The following is a 20693-nucleotide window of genomic DNA, read 5'->3' as shown; positions in this document are numbered from 1 at the left end:
CCAATGTTTATTCGACGTCGTACTTTTCCATCCAATTACTGAGTGTCTGCTGGCTTTTCAAGCCCAGCAAACTGGCGGCTCGCGTCTTGTTACGGCCCGTCAGCGCCAGCGCCTTGCGCAGGTAGCCACTGGCAAGATCTGAAATTATCCCTTGCAAATCAATACCTTGAGAAACATCCCGGGAACAAATGTCCACATGATTCTGAGGGAACTGGAACAGCGCCTGGTCGATATCCGCCCCATCAATGACATCGCCCTGACTCCACAAGGCGGCACGAAGCAGCACAGATTGAAGCTCGCGAACGTTGCCACGCCAAGGGTGGCTCAAGATAAGTTTCTTTGCTTCAGCGGAAATTTTCTTACCTGCCATCGAGAAGTCTTGCTCGGCCAAGCTGGCAAGCAGCGAGTCGGCCAACAGGAACAGATCTCCTTCCCGCTCTCTCAGCGGCGGCAAGTGAATAACCCCAACGGCTGTCCGGTAGAACAGATCCTCACGGAATCGCCCATGCGCCACTTCCTGCATGAGGTTTCGATGAGTAGCCGTGATCAATCGCACATCCACCTTCTGCTCCTGGCTTGCGCCAACCGGAACAAAGGTCCCGCTCTGCAGCACCCGTAACAGCCGAACTTGCACATCTGGTTTCAGCTCACCGAACTCGTCCAAGAACAATGTGCCACCGTGTGCCTGCTGGAACACGCCGTCTCGGCTCTCAACCGCGCCAGTGAACGCCCCTTTGCGATGACCAAACAAGGTAGCGTCGATGAGTTCGGGGACTATTGCTCCACAGTTAACGGCGATGAAAGGTGCAGCGGAACGGGGGCCGGCATTGTGGATGGCTCTGGCAAACAACTCCTTACCTGTTCCGGTTTCACCGTAGATCAGGACTGGGACCTGCTTTTGCGCAAGCACATTCGCTTGCGCTTTGAGCATCATCATTCGCGCACTTTGCGTGACAATGCTATCGAACGCCGCGTTGCCTGGGGCATCGTGGTCTGCCAGTCGCAGCAGCTTATTACTCGTCATGCCGCTGGCGGCAGGCAAGTACTCGGCCGCGATTTCAAACGGCACATCTACCTGCTGCACACCTTGCTCAAGCGAGGATTGGTAAAAGGTTGCGGGAAAGCTGGTTTTGCCCAGCAGTATCCACACTGCCTGCATGGCAGGTGTGCCTGGGCTGAGCAAAATTGACAGATTCATGCGAGCAGCAAACAAACGCTGCAAATGCTTGCTCGCGGACTGATAGATATCTCCAAAATGAACTGGAGAGCTCAAAGTCTCATGGTATGCCTGGACGGGAAGATCAACACGCTTGCGGAGCCATGCAAGATAGGGCTCAACACGATCCGGTGGATACGAACAAAGCAGATCAACTCGATCAAACTTTTCTGCCGATAACGTCGACATGATCGCTCCAATCTCGCCACCGCCTACTGCTTTCAGATCGTTGCCGCCAACCCAGCAAATCAAGACCCGCTGCTTACTCGACACTATCCCTGTTCCTCCGGCTAAATCTCGATGCGAATACTAGCATTTAGCCAGACCGGCTGACATGCAGGATGCCCACCCTTGTAATAGGAGCCCGGTTTACGGTGGGCTTTCGAGGGCGTGAACGGCATTCGCAATCACTAAAACACAGTCCATCCCAGGACGGGCAGATGGACGAGGTATTCCAAATGGTATTCCACAAAAATCTCACGCCAGACTTTATTTAGCATTTTTCGAGAGATAGGATGCCTATTCAAATCACCCCGGCACACTGATCTCAGCCACCAACGTACAGTCAGCTAGCGGCTGGCCGACTCATATCCCATCACCGTCGCCCAATCAAAATCCCCGCACTCATCCGAACCTTCACCTGTTCAATTCCCCCCCAGTGATTGGTTGGATACCGCCCCGCATTCACAACTGCCCCGTCTGCGGTTTGAACCTCAAGCACCGCGTTCCACAGCGATACGCGCGGAGCCTCCAGGAACGGATCGAGACAAAGCAGATGAGTGGTGGCTCCACGCGCCTCTCCGTGCTCGTCTGTCACCTGCTGGCCCTGGTACCCCACCACCAATACCCAGTGGCCGCCACCACCTGTGAAATCGACCCCCACTATCGCGGACTGATTGCTATCTATAGCCTCGACAACGCTATCCACAATCTGCCGCGTGGTTCCCTTTACCGTGCTCACCGAGATCTGGCGTGTAAAGCACTCGTGCAACCAGTCCAAGTCAAACTCGTCGGTCCCCTCTGTGATCAAACCGCCAAACTCGCGCAGCCGGTTTTGAAACTTCCCTAATCGGGTACGGCCATCGCTGAGACAACCGTAACCGACTTCCTCTTTACGAATAATTCCGGCTGCTATCAAGCCCATGATCAGGCTGTACGGGCCACAGGCACCGTCAAGGTCACCTTGGCGGCAGTGCACTTCGTCTCCAGCATCATTCACCGGCCCAACTGGGGACAGTGACAAGCTGGGCATTACGTTCATTACGTTCATTCATCGTTTCCTAACGTGTTGTTTCATTCCATCAAAGCAATGGCGGCATCATGATCCAAATCTTTCTCACCCAACTGGTTCGCCATACAGAGCAAGCCTAAACCCGCAGCTTTGCAACGCTGCCAGCCATGGTAGAGATTGTCTTGCAGCGCATATGCTTCTGCGACCAGCCCTTCAGGTTCGTGGGTTTCAGTTGGCCACGCATACAGGGCATCGAGCAGACCTTCACCGGTTGGCTCGTCGTCCATAATTTCGCGCAGTTCTTGCATTGAAGAATAGGCATCACGGCACACTTCACGAAGTTCGTCAGCAAGTGCTTGATAGTCACTTCCATCATCAGGCTCATCATCGTCGCCCCAGAGCGGGACAGGAAGGTGCTCGACGGTTGGAAAACGCCGACCTAGGCTGTCGCGGCGTATAAGCGCATGCAAGTACTCCTGCTGGGTAAATGCCTTGCCTTCAGGCAACCATCCTGCATCGATGTTTAGACCAACTGCCTCTCTTACGCTATCGTCCAAGCGTCCCAGATAGTGACCCAGAGTAGTCCCGGTGAGCAGAGAACGCTGCACCTTGTATAGCTGACCAAATACTCGAACGGCCTGTTCGTACCGCTCGGCAATCTCGTTCGCGTGTGCCATTGCCGCGTGTAGCTCCGCTTGTCGCTCGTCCATGGTTTTAGCCTTTGTGCAGGGAAGGCTACATACTGGGGAGCCCTCTGAAATCTCTGCATCGGCGAGATATCTAGCTCCTTTAGCGTTAGGATTGCCACGCATGTTAAGCAACGCCGTTGCGCCAACGAACGGGAGGGTTCACACAACTGTCCTGAACTGGGGGATAACTGAACCAGGCCATCCGTCGAAAGCCAGAACGCATCCCATTTCAGATGGTATTCCAAGCATTTAATCTGATTAGTAATTAGCTTGAAAAAGCAGCTATCTACGGCATATTTTTAGCTCACCGCGGCCCTTGAGTAATTTTCCATGGCTGAAATTCAGCATATACGTGTTTTTAGCCAGTAGATTCGGCAGAGCACTGCAGATCTGAAAAACCAGGCATGCAATATGCTAACCCAAGCCATCCGCCGAAAATTTTTAAATGTCAGACCCGCTCGAGGGATATCCCATATGCTCCTAGGGCAGCCGCTTTTCGGACCTAAAATTCAAACCCGCCAACCTTCGAAACACGTAGTATGTCCTGAACGATGTAATAGCCTATTACTTATTAGCGCGGATTGAAAAATCAACCTACTCCCAGGCCTCAAATTCTCACGCAAAATTCGGGCACCTCAATTGTCGACTTTAAACGGAGAACAGTAACCGACCGACCTCCCGATCATCCCGTATGCTGCGCACACATGCTCACAACGCAGCATCCGTTCCATTGTCCGGCACGGACAAAACCCTAGATGAAAGTATTGACTAGCAGAACTACAAGCGCACCAAGGTTCACACCAAGTACCGTACACATCCAAATAAAGCGCCGCTTGGTCAACTGTTCTGCCGTCTGTGCTTGGGCTTTCTGCTCTGCAACCGCAGACGCGACCTCGTCCAGTTTCGCCAAAACTCTCTCTTGAACATCGCAGCTTTCAACACGGTGAGCTTGGACGTCTGTAGCTAACACTTTTAGCGCAGAATTCAGGTGGTGCAGCTGAGCAGCGCCAAGTTTACTCAGTCGCTCCTCGACGCCGCCAATCTCTTCGGTAATCTGACGACCGCTTTCCGTAATCTGCGCGCTTGCCTTCTCGAACCGACCGTCCTGCGCACTATCAGCTTGCTGAACCATCGTCTCGATTCGCTTGGATACCTGGCGGATATTACCAAGGTCGTCGCCCAAGTCCTCGAACGCGCTGTTCAGCTTCTTCAATTCCGAGCGCAGGTTAAGTACGCTGGACTCGAAGTCCCCTTTTAGAGTGAGCGACAGACCACCGCTCACCTCCTCAATGCTTCGTTTCATCGGTACATTGATGTGCTTTTCCAGCAGCGCTGACAATTCTTGATCAGCGGCGGCGATTTCGGCGTCCAAATCGGATCGTTCCATTAGAACTTCTTTCCTTCTAGCATTTTGTCGAGTTCGCCCAGCAGCACATGAAGATAGAACACATCGTAGACCTGTTCTGTTGCATTAGCCGGACAGCGGATAGCATTCCTGACGCGGTTGAGTTCAGCGTGGAAAGCCTCAAGGATGTATTGCTCGAATTTGGACGAGTGCTCGGTGCTGTACTGCATCCGCGCTTTGAAATGCTCGTGATCCTGCTCGAGCTTGTTATGCTTGCCTTCCACGTCCAGAACTGCCTGTTGACGCTCCGCTACAGCCGCTCTCATAACAGTCAGTCGCCGTTCAAAGTCCAAACGCTTGCGCCTTAGGGCACTCACTTGTTGGTCCAGATACTTCCGGATTTCAACATTTGCAGCTTCGCTGTATGCGTCGACGATCTTCTCAGCGGCCCGATGGAGCATGCTGCGGTCAGAACGGAAGTTCTCGCTGGACCACCAGTAGCCGTCGGTCATGTACCCATTCATTTTTTGATAGAAGCTGTTCAGCTCGCGGGTATCCGGTGGCGCAAGCTCAGCCAGCCGAAAATTACCCTGTCGGTGGGCGTGGCGTTCACATATCTCTTTCCACTTCGCCTGAATGCCCTGCTCGAAACACACGGCAACCGATTTCAGAGCGCTGACAGATTCCGGGGTGCTCGGCAGCGGCTCGGCGAAGTAGCCACGAACATCGCTACCCTGATACAGCTTGGCGTAACGGAGCAAGCGGCGCTTTTGATGATTGAGCGGGCCGCCTTCTATCAGGCAATCGGTAAGCAAGTCATCGACTTGGTTCATTGCATCCTGCGCAAACTGAAGATCGCTTTCCAGCGCCCTCTTGTGCGCTTCGTAATACACCTGTTCTCGCTCAAGCCTGGCATCAATCAAAGTTTTCATCTTGAACGCGGAGGCGAGACGGCCGTATGGACTGGCCGATTCGGTAATGCTCGCCAAAAGCTCGCCTCGCAGTTGCCGGATCAGTGTGATGGCCGCCTGATGATACTCAGGCGTTGCACCGAGGCTACGCAGCGAGTCACCGAACTCCAGCGGATACAACATTGCCTCAACTGACTTCGGGGGCTTGTAGTCATGAGTGCCCAGCTCTTGGTAAAGCTTCGCCCTGACCTGCTCCAGCGTTCGCTTGTCCTGACCGAACCAAGTCTTGAAGCTGGCAGGCGAGAAGGTATACGAGAGCACGACCCGATATCGATTGGGCTGTAGCATCCAGTCTCCCAGCGCGGCTAACTTCAGCTTATTAGGGTGAAGGAAGCCCAAGTCATCTGCACGCCCGACCAACAGGATCAGATCAGCCGTGGCCACATATTTCTCAGCCACGCGCGCAACCTGCGCTTGTTCCGCCTCGTTAACCGCGTTGATGCCCGGGATATCGAGAATGCGCAGATCCAGGCTCAGCGCGTCCGCCCTTCCTTCCTCGAAGAACATCGAGGGAAACCGGACCGACAACACATCCACCGACTCTGCCCGCCCTTCTTCCAGCTCTGTCCGTATCGCCGAGAACCGTACCCTCGCAGCGTCGTCGTTAAGCGCTTCACCGTCATCGCCAATGTACCAGTGATCGTCCTTCGAGCGGCCGTAACGGATAGCGCAGGCTGTCGAGGACTTGCCCATGCGTTGCTCGCCCCGCAATACATTAGACGCGCGCTCTAACGCCTCACCGGTCACCCCCAACAAGTCAAGAATCAGTGTGGTCTTGCCGACCTGGGTTGCACCATAGACGGCGACAGTCACGTGGCTGGAGCGGTTGAAGTCTCCGCCCAGGCTTGGGTCCACCTCGTCGATGAAGCGCTGATACGCTTCATAAGCCCAGCGATAGCGGTTGGCGTACTTTTCAAACCACATGGCGGCTGTGCGCATCGTCAATGGCTTTGACCAGACTCACCCGAGCATGCTCAAGGCGAGTCAACCCGCGCGCCAGTGCGTCCTTGACCGTAAGATCGGCGCCTAAGCCATACGCCACCCGCAGGTTGCGCACTAGTCGCTCTTCAAGTGTTTCCATCAAGTCGTCGTAGAGCTCGAGGCCTTTCTTAATATGGGCCTCAGCAAACTGGTTCAGACTCTCAGCAATAAATCCCCTGCGCGCAGCGTCGTAGCGCTGCACCTCAGTGGCACCGCGGTAGGCGATGAAGCCCAAGGTGATCGCGCCGGCAGCCGCCATGGACAACGATGCTCCTAGGGACGCTGCAGCCGTCTGGCCGCCAGTCAAGGTGCCAGCGATCGCCGGGATAGTGTCAATCGAGCCATCGATGACTACGTCCACAGCCAGGATTGCTGCCAAGGTATTAAGCAGCGGCTTGGCTGTGTCGGTGACCTTGGGCAAATCTTGCTGAATAGAAGAGGCAAGCTTGCCGAAGTCAAATGCCTCCGGTTCAGTGCGGGCCAACTCAGGCGCGCGAATGGCAACTGCCTGGTTAAGGCGGAAATACTCCATGGTCATTGCGGGTAGCGCTTTCAACACGTTTTCTACATGAGGCTCTTTGAAACGCGGGGCGTCCTGTGTTTTGGCAACGCCTTTAGAAAGCAGTAAACGCAAGTCATGCTGCAACTCTTGGGTACCAACCGCAGGAACATCGAGAGATGCACCCTCGTAGCCCAACAGTTTATCGAGGCCCTGATGCTTGATCGCAGTAAGCTCCGTTGATTTGATCTCCTGAATGCCGAGTTCTTTCGCGGACATGTCCGAAATGGCCAGATAATCACTTTCCAGCGGAGACTGCAGGGTGTCAGTGCCGTTGCACCAGCAGTCGACGATTCGCGACCTGAAGCGTGTCTCGTTTTCGCCAGACTGCAGCGTGAGAAAATTCGCCGCATGCCGGAGCTTGTTGGTAAAACCCTCTTCTTCTTCGTTGTATTTTTTCTCAGCTACGTCCCGGACTTGGCCAAGATAATTATTGGTGTGCTCGCGCAGTCTTTTGGCATAACGGTTCCGATAGCGTTCCGATGCCTTGGCGAATACTTCCCGCATCCGCTCGGCCTGGCGCTCGGTCAGGTGCTCGCTGATGCTTTGTGCGTCCAGTTCACTTTCCAGAGATGCCTTGATCGTTGCCAGTTCAGTATCAAGCAGCTTTTCCAGTTCTTGCAAACGCCCCGCATCCGAGCCCCCAGCGGACAGTGCATATTTGTTAATAATCTGGATAAGTTGACTGGTCCAGGCGGAGCGATAAACTTCGTCACCGACGCCGGTGAAGATCACACGGTCCTGCTCATCGGAGCGGATCTGGAAAACTTCGGCCACGGTTTCTGCGAGTTCATCTATCTGTGCTGCTGTGAGCGTTTCGGTCTTAGTGACTGCGATGGCGGGTTTCCGATCAGGGAAGTAGCGCGCGACCAGATCATTGAGGATTTGCTTCTGGCTGTTGTCGGCGACGCGGGTGCGGTCCGTAACCAAGATGCTGCCTAAGGAATGCACCAGCGTATGGCGCATGAGGCCCTGCCATTCGACGTTGTCCGGGTTCAGCATTTCGTAGCCTGGAAGCAACACAAAGCCGCAACGCTGGCCATTGAAATAACGGCGTGGCACATAGAGTTTGGGGAACAGGCAGTCCAGATCGCCGGAGTTGTCGTAGCCGCTGATCAATGCTCGGAACACGTCCTGGCTGATCTCCTCCTCCTGTTCGTTGCCTTGGGCGTCGTATTTGACGACTACAGCGTAGGGAGCATCGCATTCCTTCTCAAGGATGAACACCGGGATGCGCTCGCCGCGACCCTGATTGTCTGCCAGCCAGCCTTCATCGAGGTCATACAGTTCGCGGACCAGGCGGGTCTTGCCGGCGCTTTGGCTGCCGGCTACGCAGATGTAGTAAACCGAGGTCAGCTCTCGAGCGATGCGAAGTTTGCGAAGGATCGAGACCAAGGCTGGCCTGGGGTTGCTTCGGGTCTTCAGCTCGGCTGAGATATTGAGCACACCGACTACAGCGTTTTCCATGTCTTTGATCAGAGGGGCTTTCATCAACTACTCCTGTTGAAGCTTGCGCAATGTCTAGCTGAGGTAATCGGCTACGGATGAAATATCTTGATGATATAAAAGGCCGCAATATAAAAGACCCGAGTTCAATTGGTATTGAGCTCCAGATAGGTTAGGCATATCCGGCCTCTCACCCCCCCGGATAATCCCCTTCAATCCCATCATCAAACTCCCCTCCATACCCACAATAATCCCGCGGCACTCTCTCAATATCCTCAGCAACCCTCACAATCACCTCCCGCAACTCCAACTGCTCATACCACCGCGCAGGAATCGCCGCCGCGCCGTACTTAACACCCAACAAGTGCCCAGTAATCAATCCAGTGCTGTCGCTATCGCCGCTATGGTTTACGGCCATGATCACGCCTTGTTCATAGGAGTGAGCGGCCAGGGCGCACCAGAGTCCGATCGCCAGGGCTTCTTCGGCGATCCAGCCGCCGCCGAATTCTTCGATGCGTTGCGGTGTTGGTTTGTAGCCTTCGTAGAAGAAGAACAGGACGCGTTCGATCAGGGCGCGGGTTTCTTCCATGCCTGGGAGTTGTCCGTATTGGGCCAGGCTCTGGGTGATTGCGTGTTCGAGGCTGTCTTGCCGGTCGACCATGCGTTGGAGGATGTCGGCGAACAGGCCGGCGGACAGGTAGCCGGTGGGGTGTCCGTGGGTCAGGCGGCCGGACTGCGCGGCGTAGTCGAAGGCGTTGGCGAAGAAGGCGCAGGGCGCGACGCGCATGACGGCGCCGCAGCCTTTGCTGTTGTTTTCGGCATTCGCGCCGAGGTGCGGGCTGGCCTTGAGTGCGGCGAGGCAGGTTGCGCCCGGCGCGCGGCGAGACCAGAGCGGTGCCTGGCGGATCAGCCAGCCGTCTCGACTGACCGGGATTGCCGCCTGGTAATCCTGTGTCGTCAGCCAGCGCAGCAAGGCGTGGTGGATGACGCTCGGGACGTGGCAGATTCCCCGGGAGCTGCCGCGTACGTAGGCCCGCAACAGGCCTTCGGCGGTGAACAGCATCATCTGCGTGTCGTCGGTGATGGCGCCGGTGACGCCGTAAGCCGGGGCAAAGTCGATGATGCCTCGCTCGCCGAATCTGGCTTCGATGGCCGGCCACTCCAGAAACTCCACCGGGGCGCCGAGCGCATCGCCTACGGCTCCGCCCAGCAGGCAGCCTTTGATTCGTTCCAGTCTGTTCATGTCCCTCTCCTTATCCTTCAACCGGGATCAGTCCCTGCAAAATCACCACTTTCCGCTGCAGCTGTTCGATGTGCGCTTTTTCAGCACGCAGCGCGGAGCGCAACTCCCGGTTTTCCGCTTCCCAGATCCGCGCCCAGCGGGCGTCTTTGCGACAGGCAAGCGCCATCTGCCACAGATCGCGCAGTTTCAGTCCCTGATGCAGAAGCACCAGCAGGATTGCCGCCATTATCACCAATGCGCCCGTCGATACCGCTTCCGCCATATCCATGTCCACTTCCTTTCGTGACGTCTGTTCATAAGAGACAGCAACACGATATGTAGCAATAAGCGACAGGTCTAGAATGTAGACTTATACAGGTAAAGAAATCAAGCAGGTTGGAGGCCGCAAAATGCCGCGTTGGCTGGCGACGAATCCCAACATCGAAACAGCTTTTGTCGTGATCGAAACGATGGTTTGTCCTGCACGCAGCGGCCTGACTGGCGAGTCAGGCGTTGCGTATAGGATCGGGCGAAGCAAAGACCGGAAGGTCCTTCAAGAGCTGCGTATGTCTCGAAACTTTACACGTAGAGCCCGCGATGCGAGCCGTGGCGAGGATTTTTTCCCGATATGTCGTCTGCAACGACACGTCTTTATTGTAGAGTGGCGCGATCCGGGCAATCGCATTCAGGGACAGGTCATGAAACGCAAGCAATCCGTCGAACAGGTCCGCTGGGACCTGGCGCTGCGCTATCGGCTCATAGAGACGGTGGTGTGGTGGGAAGGCCGTCTGACCACCGGGCATTTGATCCAGAGTTTCGGGATCAGCCGGCAGCAGGCGTCCAAGGACATCAATACCTACATCACCGAACACGCGCCTAAGAATCTTGTTTATGACAAGCAGTTGAAAGGCTATGTGCCGGGCAAGCACTTCATGCCGCTGTTCATCGACGACAGCGCCAGCGCTTATCTGCATCTGCTGTATCAGAACAACGAACGCGCCCCTCATATCGATGGTCTCGCTCTGGCTTACACTCACACCAAGGTGCTGGAAGTGCCGGACCGCCCGATTCGGCCAGAAGTGCTGCGCCCGTTACTCAAGGCCTGTCGTGACGGTCTGCGACTGGAAACCGAGTATGTATCGCTCAACACGCCGAGCCTGGAGATTCGTCTCATCGCCCCTCACACGCTCGTCTACACAGGAATGCGCTGGCATGTGCGGGCTTACTGCGAAAAGAACGGTCAATACCGCGACTTTGTACTTAGCCGCCTGCGAGGTCAGCCAGACTTGCTTGACGAATCGCCGAATACGCGTGAGTTGGATGAAGACTGGAACACGGAGATACCGGTCGTTTTCGCAGCCGACGGTCGATTGAATGCGGCGCAGAAATCGATCATCGAAACGGACTTCGGCATGGTCGACGGCCAGCTAGTAGTGCCCAGTCGCAGGGCACTGGTGAAATATGTATTGCAGCGCTATCAGATCGACCCGAGAAATCAAGCCACCAACCCAGAGGCGCAACAGATCGTGGTCACTAATCTCAAAGAGCTGCGTCCTTGGCTGATGCACGATTGAGGCTCTTTCATCAAAGTCATCGCTCCAGCCTTCCCCGGATTTCTTCGTCGCAGATAGCTTGAGGTCTGGAAACAAAAGCCCCGGCGAGCGCCGGGGCTGGTGTGATTGCAGATCAAGCTTTCACCGTAGCCTCAGGCCCGGTTAGCGCAGCCTTGTCGGCTTGTATCAATAACCAGGTCGCCCTCGACCCGGAAGCCGATCATCCCGACGATGAAGGAGTGGTTCAGCTGGCTCATGACAACGTCGGTCAGGCCCACCGCGCAGTTGTCCTGTTCGATGGCATGATCCATCGCGGTTTTCATGTTCGGAATGCCCAGTGGGAAGAGGATGACCGGGTAGTTGTCTTCACCGGTGACGCGCTTGCCTTTGACGAATTTCGAAGCGTTAATGTTGTAGTTCTTGGTGCTGGCGACAGTCATGTCGGCGACGCGAACGGTGCAGCCCGAGACAAGCGTGGCGCCCAACAGGATAGCCAGTGCGATTTTTTTCATGTATCCCTCCGGAAAAAGAGCGCGATGGTATATCAGTTAGCCATCATCACAAAGCGAATTCCCCGTTCGTTCGCTATTACCTCAGACCGTCATTCTTCCTGGCTGGGGGCCGTGAATACCTTGGGCAATGGCAGGATACCAAGCGCGAAACCGTACTCTGCATGTTGCAGGTCAACGGCCAACTGACCATCAATCTGGTCATCGACAGGTCCACCGGCCATCTGACCGGCCCGGGCATGGAATACAAGAAGGTCGATTAAGCCTGTTGCGCCCAGACCGAGTCACGACCCACTGCCTGAATGGGCAATGGGTCGTTCAGATCAGACGCCTGGTTTTTAGACCCTGAACTGCTTGGTCAGCCGGCTCAGGTCGGTTGCCAGGCTGGACAGTTCGGACGTCGCGATGGCGGTCTGGTTGGAGCCTTCCGAGGTTTCGCTCGACAGGTCGCGAATGCTGATCAGGTTACGGTCGACCTCGCGCGCGACTTGTGCCTGTTCTTCAGCTGCGGTCGCGATCATCAGGTTGCGCTCGTTGATCTGGCCGAGCGAGCTGGTGATCTTTTCAAGCACATCGCCCGCGCCATGAGCCATCTGCAAGGTGTTTTGCGCTTGCGAGCTGGTCTGCTTCATCGACTGGACTGCGTTGGACGTGCCCGACTGGATCGCGCCGACCATCTGCTCAATTTCCTGGGTGGACTGTTGCGTGCGGTGCGCCAGCGCCCGGACTTCGTCAGCCACTACGGCAAACCCACGACCCGCTTCGCCCGCCCGCGCGGCTTCGATGGCGGCGTTCAGCGCCAGCAGGTTGGTCTGTTCGGCGATGGCGCGGATCACGTCCAGCACCTTGCTGATGTCGGTGGCCATGACGGCGAGGTCCTGCACTTCCGTCGAGCTGGTCTGCACGTTCGACACCATGAGGTTGATGGCCGCAATCGTCTCATCCACCTGAGCGCGACCGGCAATCGCCGCCGCGCTGGAGTCAGAGGTCAGTTCGGACGTCGAGGCAGCGTTGCTGGCGACTTCTTCGACCGCGGCGGTCATTTCGGTGACAGCAGTCGCGGCCATTTCGATCTCATGGCTCTGACGCTGAATGGTGCGGGACGCGCCTTCCGTCACGGCATGCATTTCTTCCGAAGTGGCCGCCAGTTGAGTCGACGAGTCGCCAATCAGCGTCAGGGCGCCGCGCAGGTTGGTGCGCATGGTCGCCAGCGCCGCGATCAGCCGCGCCGCTTCGTCCGTGCCTTCGACCTTGATGTCTTTGCTCAAGTCATTCGCGGCAATCAGCTCCGCGATTTTCAGCGACTCGCCGATCGGAACGGTCAGGCTGCGCGTGTACAGCCAGGCGAGCAACAGCGACGCGATGATGCCAACGGCCACAAGGCTGATCACGATGTACAGCGTCTGCTCGAACGCTGCTTCGGCACTGTCACCCGCTCGTTTCGCCTTGCCCTGGTTTACTTCGATGAGGTTCTGCAATGACGACGCCACCAGGTCGGCAGCGTCCTTCATCTTGCCGCTCGAAAACTCCACCGCGGCCTCAAGCTGCCCCGCCGCGATCAGGCCCAGATACTCGTCCTGCACTTGAACGTAAGCATTCTGCGCCTGGGTAAAAACGTCGAACGCCTGGCGTCCGGCGGGCGTCACGATAAGTGCGCTGAGGGACTGGGCGTGCTTATCGATCAGTCCCCGAGACTCTCTGACGTCCGAGAGTGCCTTGTCCTTGCGGTTCTGGGGTTCGAGCGGGTTGCGCAGACGCGCATTGTTGCCGCGAATGGAAACGAATTCCTTGTCCAGTTGGCCGAGCAAGGTCAGGCTGGGCAAAACGTTGGTTTCGACGAATTTTTCGGCCTCGTTCAGGACATTGGCCTGCCTCAGCGACAGGCCGCCCGTGACGATAATGACGAGACAGAAGAAGCCGAAGCAAACGACGGAGCGAGCAGCGAGATTGAGTTTTCGGAGAATCATTGCAGGGTTCCTCACATTGTTCTCGTGTATCGCGGCTCCCGATCCTTTCTTGATTCCGTCCATCGGCGCGCGCATAGCCGCTCGTCGGGACGGCTTGCTTGCCCAGTTCATTTCCGAGCCAGCGGCAGCGAGGCCGCTTCACCGATCTTCAGCTCAAGGCCAAAGCGTCACCGCGCGCCATCGCTGCACTCACCATCGCCTTCAACAACACCGCACACCCTGCCCCCAGATCCTCCGGAGTCGCGCTCTCGATTTCGTTGTGACTGATCCCGCCTTCGCACGGCACGAAGATCATGCCCGCCGGGCCGAGTTCGGCGATGAAGATCGCGTCGTGCCCTGCCCCGCTCACGATGTCCATGTGGCTCAGCCCTAACTGGGCCGCGCCTTGGCGTACGGCGTCGACGCATTCGGGGGCGAAGTCCAGAGGCGGGAAGTCGGCGGTGGGCGTCAGTTGATACGTCAGGCCGTGTTGCTGGCAGGCGTTGTCGATGGCCTGTTGCAGCTGATCGACCATGGCCTGCAGTTTGTCGGCGTGCAGATGGCGGAAGTCGATGGTCAGTTTCACTTCGCCGGGGATGACGTTGCGCGAGCCTGGGTGAACGTTGAGGCAGCCTACGGTGCCGCAGGCGTAGGGCTGGCTGTCGCGGGCGATGCGGTTGACAGCGCTGACGACCTGGGCGGCGCCGACCAGGGCGTCCTTGCGCAGGTGCATGGGCGTCGGGCCGGCGTGGGCTTCGACGCCTCTCAGGGTCAGGTCGAACCATTTCTGGCCGAGGCAGCCCATGACCACGCCGATGGTTTTCTGTTGGTCTTCGAGAATCGGGCCTTGTTCGATGTGGGCTTCGAAATAGGCGCCGACCGGATGCCCGAGCACTGACCTGTTGCCGGCGTAGCCGATGCGTTGCAGTTCTTCGCCGACTATCAGGCCCTGTTCGTCCCGCTTGGCGAGGGTTTCGGCGAGGTCGAGTTTGCCGGCGAACACGCCCGATCCCATCATGCACGGCGGGAAGCGTGAGCCTTCTTCGTTGGTCCAGACCACCACTTCGATGGGCGCGTCGGTTTCCAGCTTCAGGTCGTTGAGGGTGCGGATGACTTCGAGGCCGGCCATTACGCCGAAGCAGCCATCGAATTTGCCGCCCGTGGGCTGGGTGTCGATGTGGCTGCCGGTCATGACCGGTGTGCGCTGCGGGTCGCGGCCGGGACGGCGGGCGAAGATGTTGCCGATGGCATCGACGGACACTGTGCAGCCGGCGGCTTCGCACCACTGGATGAAAAGGTCGCGGGCCTGTTTGTCGAGGTCGGTCAGGGCCAGCCGGCAAACACCGCCCTTGGGTGTGGCGCCGATCTGCGCCAGGTCCATTAGGGATTGCCAGAGGCGCTGGGTGTTGATGAGCGGGGCGTTGGAGCTGAGCACGGTTTGCGGGGTGAAGGCGGTGTTCATGGTGGTGGATTCCTGCAAGTGTTCTGTGGGAGGGAGCTTGCTCGCGAGGCAATCGTCAGCAAGACGGATCGCCAGTAAGGCGGATCGCCAGCAAGCTGGCTCCTACGAGTTGTTAGCCGGGTTTATGCGGGTTTTGACTCGGCGATTTTTACGGCGAGTTTTACGAGGCTGAGATCGCTGCCGGCCGGGCCCATGAGGGAGATGCCCAACGGGGCGCCGTCTTTGCTGGCCAGCGGCATGGTCAATTGCGGCGTGCGGCAGAGCACGGCGATGGCCAGCAGGTGGTGGGAGATGCGTCGGGTTTCTTCTATCTCTTCGTCTCTGGCGCTGAGCAGCGGTGCGATGTCAGGCACGGTGGGCAGGACCAGTACGCGATGGCCGAGGATTTCCTTCCAGGCGGCGGCGAAGCGTTCGCGCAAGGCGCAGGCGTCGTTGTATTGCTCGTCGGTGACGGCTTTGCACCAGGCGAAACGGGCTGCCACGTCCGGTCCCAGCACCAGGCCTTGGCGCTCGATGAAATCGCCTTGAGCCTGCCAGGCTTCGCGGCCCTGGATATAGCGGAACGCCCAATAGGCATCGGTCAGGGAGGGCAGCTCGGCTTCGAGCTTTTCCAGCGGCCCGCAGCAGGCGGTGATCCGGGCGATGGCGGGCGCCAGGGCGTCGAGGGACGCGGGCGGCAGTAGCCCGAACAGCGCTTCGCTGCTCACCAGTTGCGGTGAGTCGGGCAAGGGTGCCGAATCCTCGCCGAGCAGGCATTCGCCCACCAGGCCGAACACTTTGGCGTCACGAGCGAAGTAGCCGGCGGTGTCCATGGTTTCGCACAGCGGCTGGGTGTTTGCCAGCGACACCCGCCCGTGGCTGGGGCGTAGGCCGAACAATCCGCAATAACTGGCGGGCGTGCGCACCGAGCCGCCGGTATCGCTGCCCATGGAGAAATCGCAGAGCCCGTTGGAAACCGCCGAGGCCGAGCCCGACGACGAGCCGCCCGGAATCCGGTCATGGGCCGCGCCGTTGCGCGGGGTGCCGAAGTGGGCATTCTTGCCGCTCATGGAGAAGGCCATTTCGTTGGTGTGGGCCTTGCCAATGAGTTCGGCGCCCGCATCCAGCAAGCATTGAATGGCCGGCGCGGTCACTGTCTTGATGCCGGACATGGCCAGCACATGGGGGCTGCCGCCACCGGTGGGATAACCCGCGACGTCGAACAGGTCCTTGGCGGCGAAGGTGTAACCGGCGAGAGGTCCTTCGGCGGCACGGGGCACGTCGATGTGGGGGTACGGCATAAGCGCGAATGCAGAATCGGTCATGACAAAGTCTCGCAGTGGGAATGAACGGGGACTTGCTTCCAGTGATGGCAACTGACGCTGTGGTTGCCCTGCAATTCGTCGACGGCGGGCACTTCGCTGCGACAGATTTCGCTGGCGCGCGGACAACGGGCCGCGAACGCGCAGCCGGCGGGCAGGTTGGCCAGGTCCGGTGGCGCACCGGGAATGCTGGTCAGCCGTTCGCCCTTGCGCAGGCCGTCCTTGGGACGGGTGCCCAGCAGCACCTGGGTATAGGGATGCCGAGGGTTCGCGAGCAGTTCGGCCAGTGCGGCCTGTTCCACGATACGCCCGCCGTACATGACCGCCACGCGGTCGGCGACTTCCACCGCCGCGCCAATGTCATGGGTCACGAAAATGATCGACAGGCCGAGCGCCTGCTGGAGTTCGCGCAGCAGAATCAGAATCTGAATCTGCACCGTGGCGTCCAGCGCTGTGGTCGGTTCGTCGGCTAGCAGAATCTGCGGCTTGCAGGCCAGGGCCAAGGCGATCATTGCCCGTTGGCGCATGCCGCCGGACATTTCATGGGGGTAGGCATCCAGACGTTGTTCGGGGCTGGGGATTCGTACGCTGCGCAAGGCTTCCAGCGCTTCGGCGCGTGCCTGGGCCTTGGACATGGGTCGATGCCGGCGAAGCGCTTCGACGATCTGCTGGCCGATGGTGTAAACCGGATCGAGCGCCAGCAGCGGCTCTTGAAAGATCATCGAGGTGACCGGCCCGCGCACCGCCTGAAGCTGGCTGCGCGACAGGGTCATCAGGTCCTGCCCGGCGATGTGGATCTGCCCTTCGATGCGGGTCGAACGCTCCGGATGCAGGCGCATCAGCGCGCGCAAGGTCACGCTCTTGCCTGAACCGGACTCGCCGATCAGCGCCAGCACTTCGCCCCGCGCCACTTGCAGGCTGACACCGTTGACCGCCGACAGCGTCTGGCCGCCCCGCTTGAACCGCACCTTGAGGTCGCGCACCGCGACCATGGGTTGTTCGCTCATGCCAGCGCTCCTCCGTGAATCAGTTCAGCCTGTGGACTGCGGCTGTGCCCTGCGCCGGGCTGGACCATCAGACAGGCCGCCTGATGGCCTTCCCCGGTTTCCGTCAGCACCGGCGCACTGCGTGCGCAAATGGCTTCGGCGTGGGGACAGCGTGTGTGAAAACGGCAGCCCGAGGGCGGATCGATCGGACTGGGCGGGTCGCCCGAGAGTGGCGAATCCAGCGTGCGGCGGGCCGGGTCCATGGACGGCATCGAGGTGAGCAACGCTTGGGTGTAAGGGTGTTGCGCGTCGGAGAACAGCGCTTCCGACGGGCCGATTTCGACGATTTCACCCAGGTACATGACCATGATCCGGTCGGACAGATAACGCACCACATGCAGGTCATGGCTGATGAACACGTAGGTCAGGCGCAGGCTGTCCTTGAGGTCCAGCAACAGGTTCAGGACCTGGGCTTCCACGGATTTGTCCAGGGCCGATACCGCTTCGTCGAGGATCACCAGGCGTGGCTCGACCGCCAGGGCGCGAGCGATATTCACCCGCTGGCGCTGGCCGCCGGACAGCTCATGGGCATACCGGCCGGCGAAACGCGAGGGCTCCAGCCCTACCCGCCCGAGCAGATCCCGAGCGCGCTGCAAGGCGTCACGCCGACTCACCCCATGCACCGACGGGCCGAAGGCCACCGACTGCTCCATGGTCATGCGCGGGTTGAGAGACGAGTAGCTGTCCTGAAACACCATCTGCACCTGACGCCGGTAGTCGCGCAACGGCAACTGATGGCCGCCTACCGTCATGGCATCGAAGATGAGTTCGCCGCTGTCGTGATCCATCAATTGCATCAACAGTCTGGCGGTGGTGGACTTGCCGCAACCCGACTCGCCGACCACGCCAAGGGTCTCACCCTTGCGCACCACGAAGTCGATGCCGTCCACCGCCCGCACCACGTTGCGTTTGCCCAGTGCGCCCTTGACCGGGAAATGCTTGACCAGTTTTTCCACTTTCAGCAGTGGCTGCGCTGGACCGCCGATATCGCGCTGGGTCATGGTCAGCTCCTGATAGCCATGGCCGCCCGCAAGCGATCGGCCAGTACGTTGAAAGAGATCGAGGTGATGAAGATCATTGCGCCGGGCAACGCCGACACCAGCGGCTGGGTGTAGATCGCGGTGCGCAGGGTGTTGAGCATCAGGCCCCACTCCGGCTCCGGCGGCGTGACGCCCAGTCCCAGGAACGACAGGCCGGAGGCGAGGATCATCGACACCGAAATCAGTCCGGTGGTGAACACGAAGATCGGCCCCAGCACATTGCCCAGCACCTGAGTGCGGATGATGGTGAAGGAACTCGCCCCCGAGGCACGCGCCGCTTCGATGTAGTCGCGGTTGCGCACCTGGGTGGTGACGCTCTCGGCGATCCGCGCCACCTGCGGCACGAACACCAGGGTCAGCGATAGCAAGGCATTGTTGACTCCGGCCCCCAGCGCGCCGGAAAAGGCGATGGCCAGCAGCACCGACGGGAAGGCATAGAACACGTCCACGGTGCGCATGATCAGGCTGTTCAGCCAGCCGCCGAAATAGCCGGCGACGATCCCGATGGCGCCGCCGATGAAGAAGGCAAAGATTACCGGCGTGATGCCCATGAACAGCGACAGCCGCGCGCCCAGCATCAGGCGTGACAACAGATCGCGCCCCAGTTCGTCGGTGCCCAGCGGAAAGCCTTCGGTGCCGATCGGTTTGAGGCGTTTGAACATGGAGGTGGTGAAGGCATCGCCCGGAACGATCCATGGCCCGAGCACCGCCAGCAACAGCAGGACGAAAATGACGCTGCCCACCAGCAGCGCCACAGGGTCGCGACGGAAGCGACCGAACACTTCGCTCCAGTAGCCGGGCGAGCTTTCGATGGCGGTGACGACCGGTGCGGCCGGTGGGGTTATCGACATGTTCATGCTCAGCCCCTTTTGATTCGTGGATCGAGCAGCGTCTGCAGGATGTCCACCAGCAGATTCAAGGTCACGAAGAACAGGGCCAGCACCCAGATCGTGCCTTGCAGCAGCGGCAGGTCACGCTGAAAGATCGCCGAGTTCAGGAGCAGTCCGGTGCCGGGCCAGGCGAATACGGTTTCCACCAGAATCGAGCCGCCCATCAGGTAACCGATCTGCAAGCCCATCACCGCCATCGCGGTGGGCGCGGCGTTCTTCACCACGTGGCGAAACAGTCCCCACTCGCTCAACCCCTTGGCGCGCAGGCCGATGATGAATTCCTGGGAAAGCGTCTCGGCCACCTGGGCGCGAACGGTGCGGGCGATGATGCCGGTGGGAATCACCGATAGGGTGATCGCCGGCAGGATCATGAATTGCAGATGCGCCCAGTCCCACGCCCATGCCGCCTGCCCCAGCGGCCCGCCGCCGGTGGCCGGCAGCCAGCCCAGTTGCGACGAGAAGATGATGACCATCAGCATGCCGAGCCAGTAATGCGGCACGCTGACGCCGATTGCGGAAATGGCCGACGCCACCCGGTCCAGCCAGCTGTCCTGGAAGTAGCCGCCGACGAAGCCGAACAGGCTGCCGAGCACGAAGCCGATCAGGGTTGCCAGCAACGCCAGACGCAGCGAATAGCCCACCGCGCCCATGACCTCGACCGTGACGGGCCGGCCGCTGGCGATGGACATGCCCAGATCGCCCTGCACGGCATGCCAGAGCCATAACGCGAATTGCACCGGCAGCGGTTTATCGAAACCGTAGGCCTGGATCAGTTGCTCGCGCAGCGCTTCGGATGCATCGGGGGGCATCACCGAAACCAGCGGGTCGCCGGGCGCCATCTGCACGAGCATGAAACACACCAGCGCCACGCCCAGTAGAATGGGCGTCGCCAGCAGAATGCGACGCAGGATGTAAGAGAGCATAAGGGTTCCTCATACGGGGCTTAGCCATGCCTGTGGGAGCCAGCTTGCTGGCGAAAGCAAGTGTTCAACCGCCAAAGCCGTGCCGGATGTACCGGCCCCTTCGCCAGCAAGCTGGCTCCCACGGTTATTACGTCCGGCAACACGTCCATGTGGGAGGGAGCGAAGCTCGCGACGCAGGCAACGCGGTCCGTCAGAGACTCCGCGGTGCGGCGATCGCCAGCAAGCTGGCTCCCACAGTTATTACGTCCGGCAACACGTCCATGTGGGAGGGAGCGAAGCTCGCGACGCAGGCAACGCGGTCCGTCAGAGACTCCGCGGTGCGGCGATCGCCAGCAAGCTGGCTCCCACAGTTATTACGTCCGG

Annotated in this window: 17 protein-coding genes; 1 reads left to right on the top strand and 16 read right to left on the bottom strand. The window is 59.0% G+C overall.

From position 1 onward, the window contains the following. Positions 1-7 precede the first annotated feature (7 nt). From TRP66_RS19540 to TRP66_RS19505, 8 genes are all read right to left on the bottom strand, one after another. Positions 8-1489 carry a sigma-54 interaction domain-containing protein gene (locus tag TRP66_RS19540; protein WP_333406087.1) on the bottom strand — a complete coding sequence of 494 codons (1482 nt, stop codon included), beginning with the start codon at positions 1487-1489 and terminating at the stop codon, positions 8-10. Between the two features lie 322 nt (positions 1490-1811). Next, positions 1812-2486 (bottom strand): hypothetical protein, encoded by a 675-nt coding sequence (locus tag TRP66_RS19535; RefSeq protein ID WP_333406085.1) that lies wholly within the window; start codon positions 2484-2486, stop codon positions 1812-1814. A gap of 23 nt (positions 2487-2509) precedes the next feature. Continuing rightward, positions 2510-3157 carry a hypothetical protein gene (locus TRP66_RS19530; RefSeq protein WP_333406083.1) on the bottom strand — a complete coding sequence of 216 codons (648 nt, stop codon included), beginning with the start codon at positions 3155-3157 and terminating at the stop codon, positions 2510-2512. Between the two features lie 730 nt (positions 3158-3887). Next, positions 3888-4523 (bottom strand): hypothetical protein, encoded by a 636-nt coding sequence (locus TRP66_RS19525; RefSeq protein WP_333406081.1) that lies wholly within the window; start codon positions 4521-4523, stop codon positions 3888-3890. Continuing rightward, entirely contained in the window at positions 4523-6391 is a 1869-nt protein-coding gene (locus TRP66_RS19520; protein WP_333406079.1) for a dynamin family protein, read from the bottom strand. Before TRP66_RS19520 ends, TRP66_RS19525 begins: the two co-directional genes overlap by 1 nt. Next, entirely contained in the window at positions 6366-8483 is a 2118-nt protein-coding gene (locus TRP66_RS19515; RefSeq protein ID WP_333406077.1) for a hypothetical protein, read from the bottom strand. Before TRP66_RS19515 ends, TRP66_RS19520 begins: the two co-directional genes overlap by 26 nt. A gap of 145 nt (positions 8484-8628) precedes the next feature. Then, positions 8629-9681: an ADP-ribosylglycohydrolase family protein gene (locus tag TRP66_RS19510; protein ID WP_333406075.1), complete on the bottom strand. Its 1053-nt coding sequence runs from the start codon at positions 9679-9681 to the stop codon at positions 8629-8631. A gap of 10 nt (positions 9682-9691) precedes the next feature. After that, complete coding sequence (locus TRP66_RS19505; protein WP_333406073.1) at positions 9692-9949, bottom strand: hypothetical protein; 258 nt, start codon at positions 9947-9949, stop codon at positions 9692-9694. 409 nt (positions 9950-10358) lie between these two features. Here TRP66_RS19505 and TRP66_RS19500 point away from each other — a divergent pair, with 409 nt between their 5' ends. Then, on the top strand, positions 10359-11234 hold the full coding sequence (locus TRP66_RS19500; RefSeq protein WP_333406336.1) for a WYL domain-containing protein: 876 nt from the start codon (positions 10359-10361) through the stop codon (positions 11232-11234). 131 nt (positions 11235-11365) lie between these two features. On the opposite strand, the gene TRP66_RS19495 is transcribed toward TRP66_RS19500, so the two are convergent. The 8 genes from TRP66_RS19495 to TRP66_RS19460 all read right to left on the bottom strand — a co-directional run bounded on the left by TRP66_RS19495 (position 11366) and on the right by TRP66_RS19460 (position 20330). After that, positions 11366-11725: a hypothetical protein gene (locus TRP66_RS19495; protein ID WP_333406071.1), complete on the bottom strand. Its 360-nt coding sequence runs from the start codon at positions 11723-11725 to the stop codon at positions 11366-11368. A 335-nt stretch (positions 11726-12060) separates the two neighbouring features. Then, positions 12061-13689 carry a methyl-accepting chemotaxis protein gene (locus TRP66_RS19490; RefSeq protein ID WP_333406069.1) on the bottom strand — a complete coding sequence of 543 codons (1629 nt, stop codon included), beginning with the start codon at positions 13687-13689 and terminating at the stop codon, positions 12061-12063. Between the two features lie 148 nt (positions 13690-13837). After that, positions 13838-15130: a Zn-dependent hydrolase gene (locus tag TRP66_RS19485; protein WP_333406067.1), complete on the bottom strand. Its 1293-nt coding sequence runs from the start codon at positions 15128-15130 to the stop codon at positions 13838-13840. 122 nt (positions 15131-15252) lie between these two features. Then, on the bottom strand, positions 15253-16434 hold the full coding sequence (locus TRP66_RS19480) for an amidase (RefSeq protein WP_333406065.1): 1182 nt from the start codon (positions 16432-16434) through the stop codon (positions 15253-15255). Beyond that, positions 16431-17438 (bottom strand): ABC transporter ATP-binding protein, encoded by a 1008-nt coding sequence (locus tag TRP66_RS19475; RefSeq protein ID WP_333406063.1) that lies wholly within the window; start codon positions 17436-17438, stop codon positions 16431-16433. The genes TRP66_RS19480 and TRP66_RS19475 overlap by 4 nt, the downstream gene beginning before the upstream one ends. Next, entirely contained in the window at positions 17435-18478 is a 1044-nt protein-coding gene (locus tag TRP66_RS19470; RefSeq protein ID WP_333406061.1) for an ABC transporter ATP-binding protein, read from the bottom strand. The genes TRP66_RS19475 and TRP66_RS19470 overlap by 4 nt, the downstream gene beginning before the upstream one ends. A gap of 2 nt (positions 18479-18480) precedes the next feature. Then, positions 18481-19374 carry an ABC transporter permease gene (locus tag TRP66_RS19465; RefSeq protein WP_333406059.1) on the bottom strand — a complete coding sequence of 298 codons (894 nt, stop codon included), beginning with the start codon at positions 19372-19374 and terminating at the stop codon, positions 18481-18483. 2 nt (positions 19375-19376) lie between these two features. Next, positions 19377-20330 (bottom strand): ABC transporter permease, encoded by a 954-nt coding sequence (locus TRP66_RS19460; RefSeq protein ID WP_333406057.1) that lies wholly within the window; start codon positions 20328-20330, stop codon positions 19377-19379. Between the last annotated feature and the right edge of the window lie 363 nt (positions 20331-20693).

This window comes from Pseudomonas sp. JDS28PS106 (assembly GCF_036706555.1).
Lineage (GTDB): Bacteria > Pseudomonadota > Gammaproteobacteria > Pseudomonadales > Pseudomonadaceae > Aquipseudomonas.
This window is presented reverse-complemented; position numbering and strand designations above follow the sequence as displayed.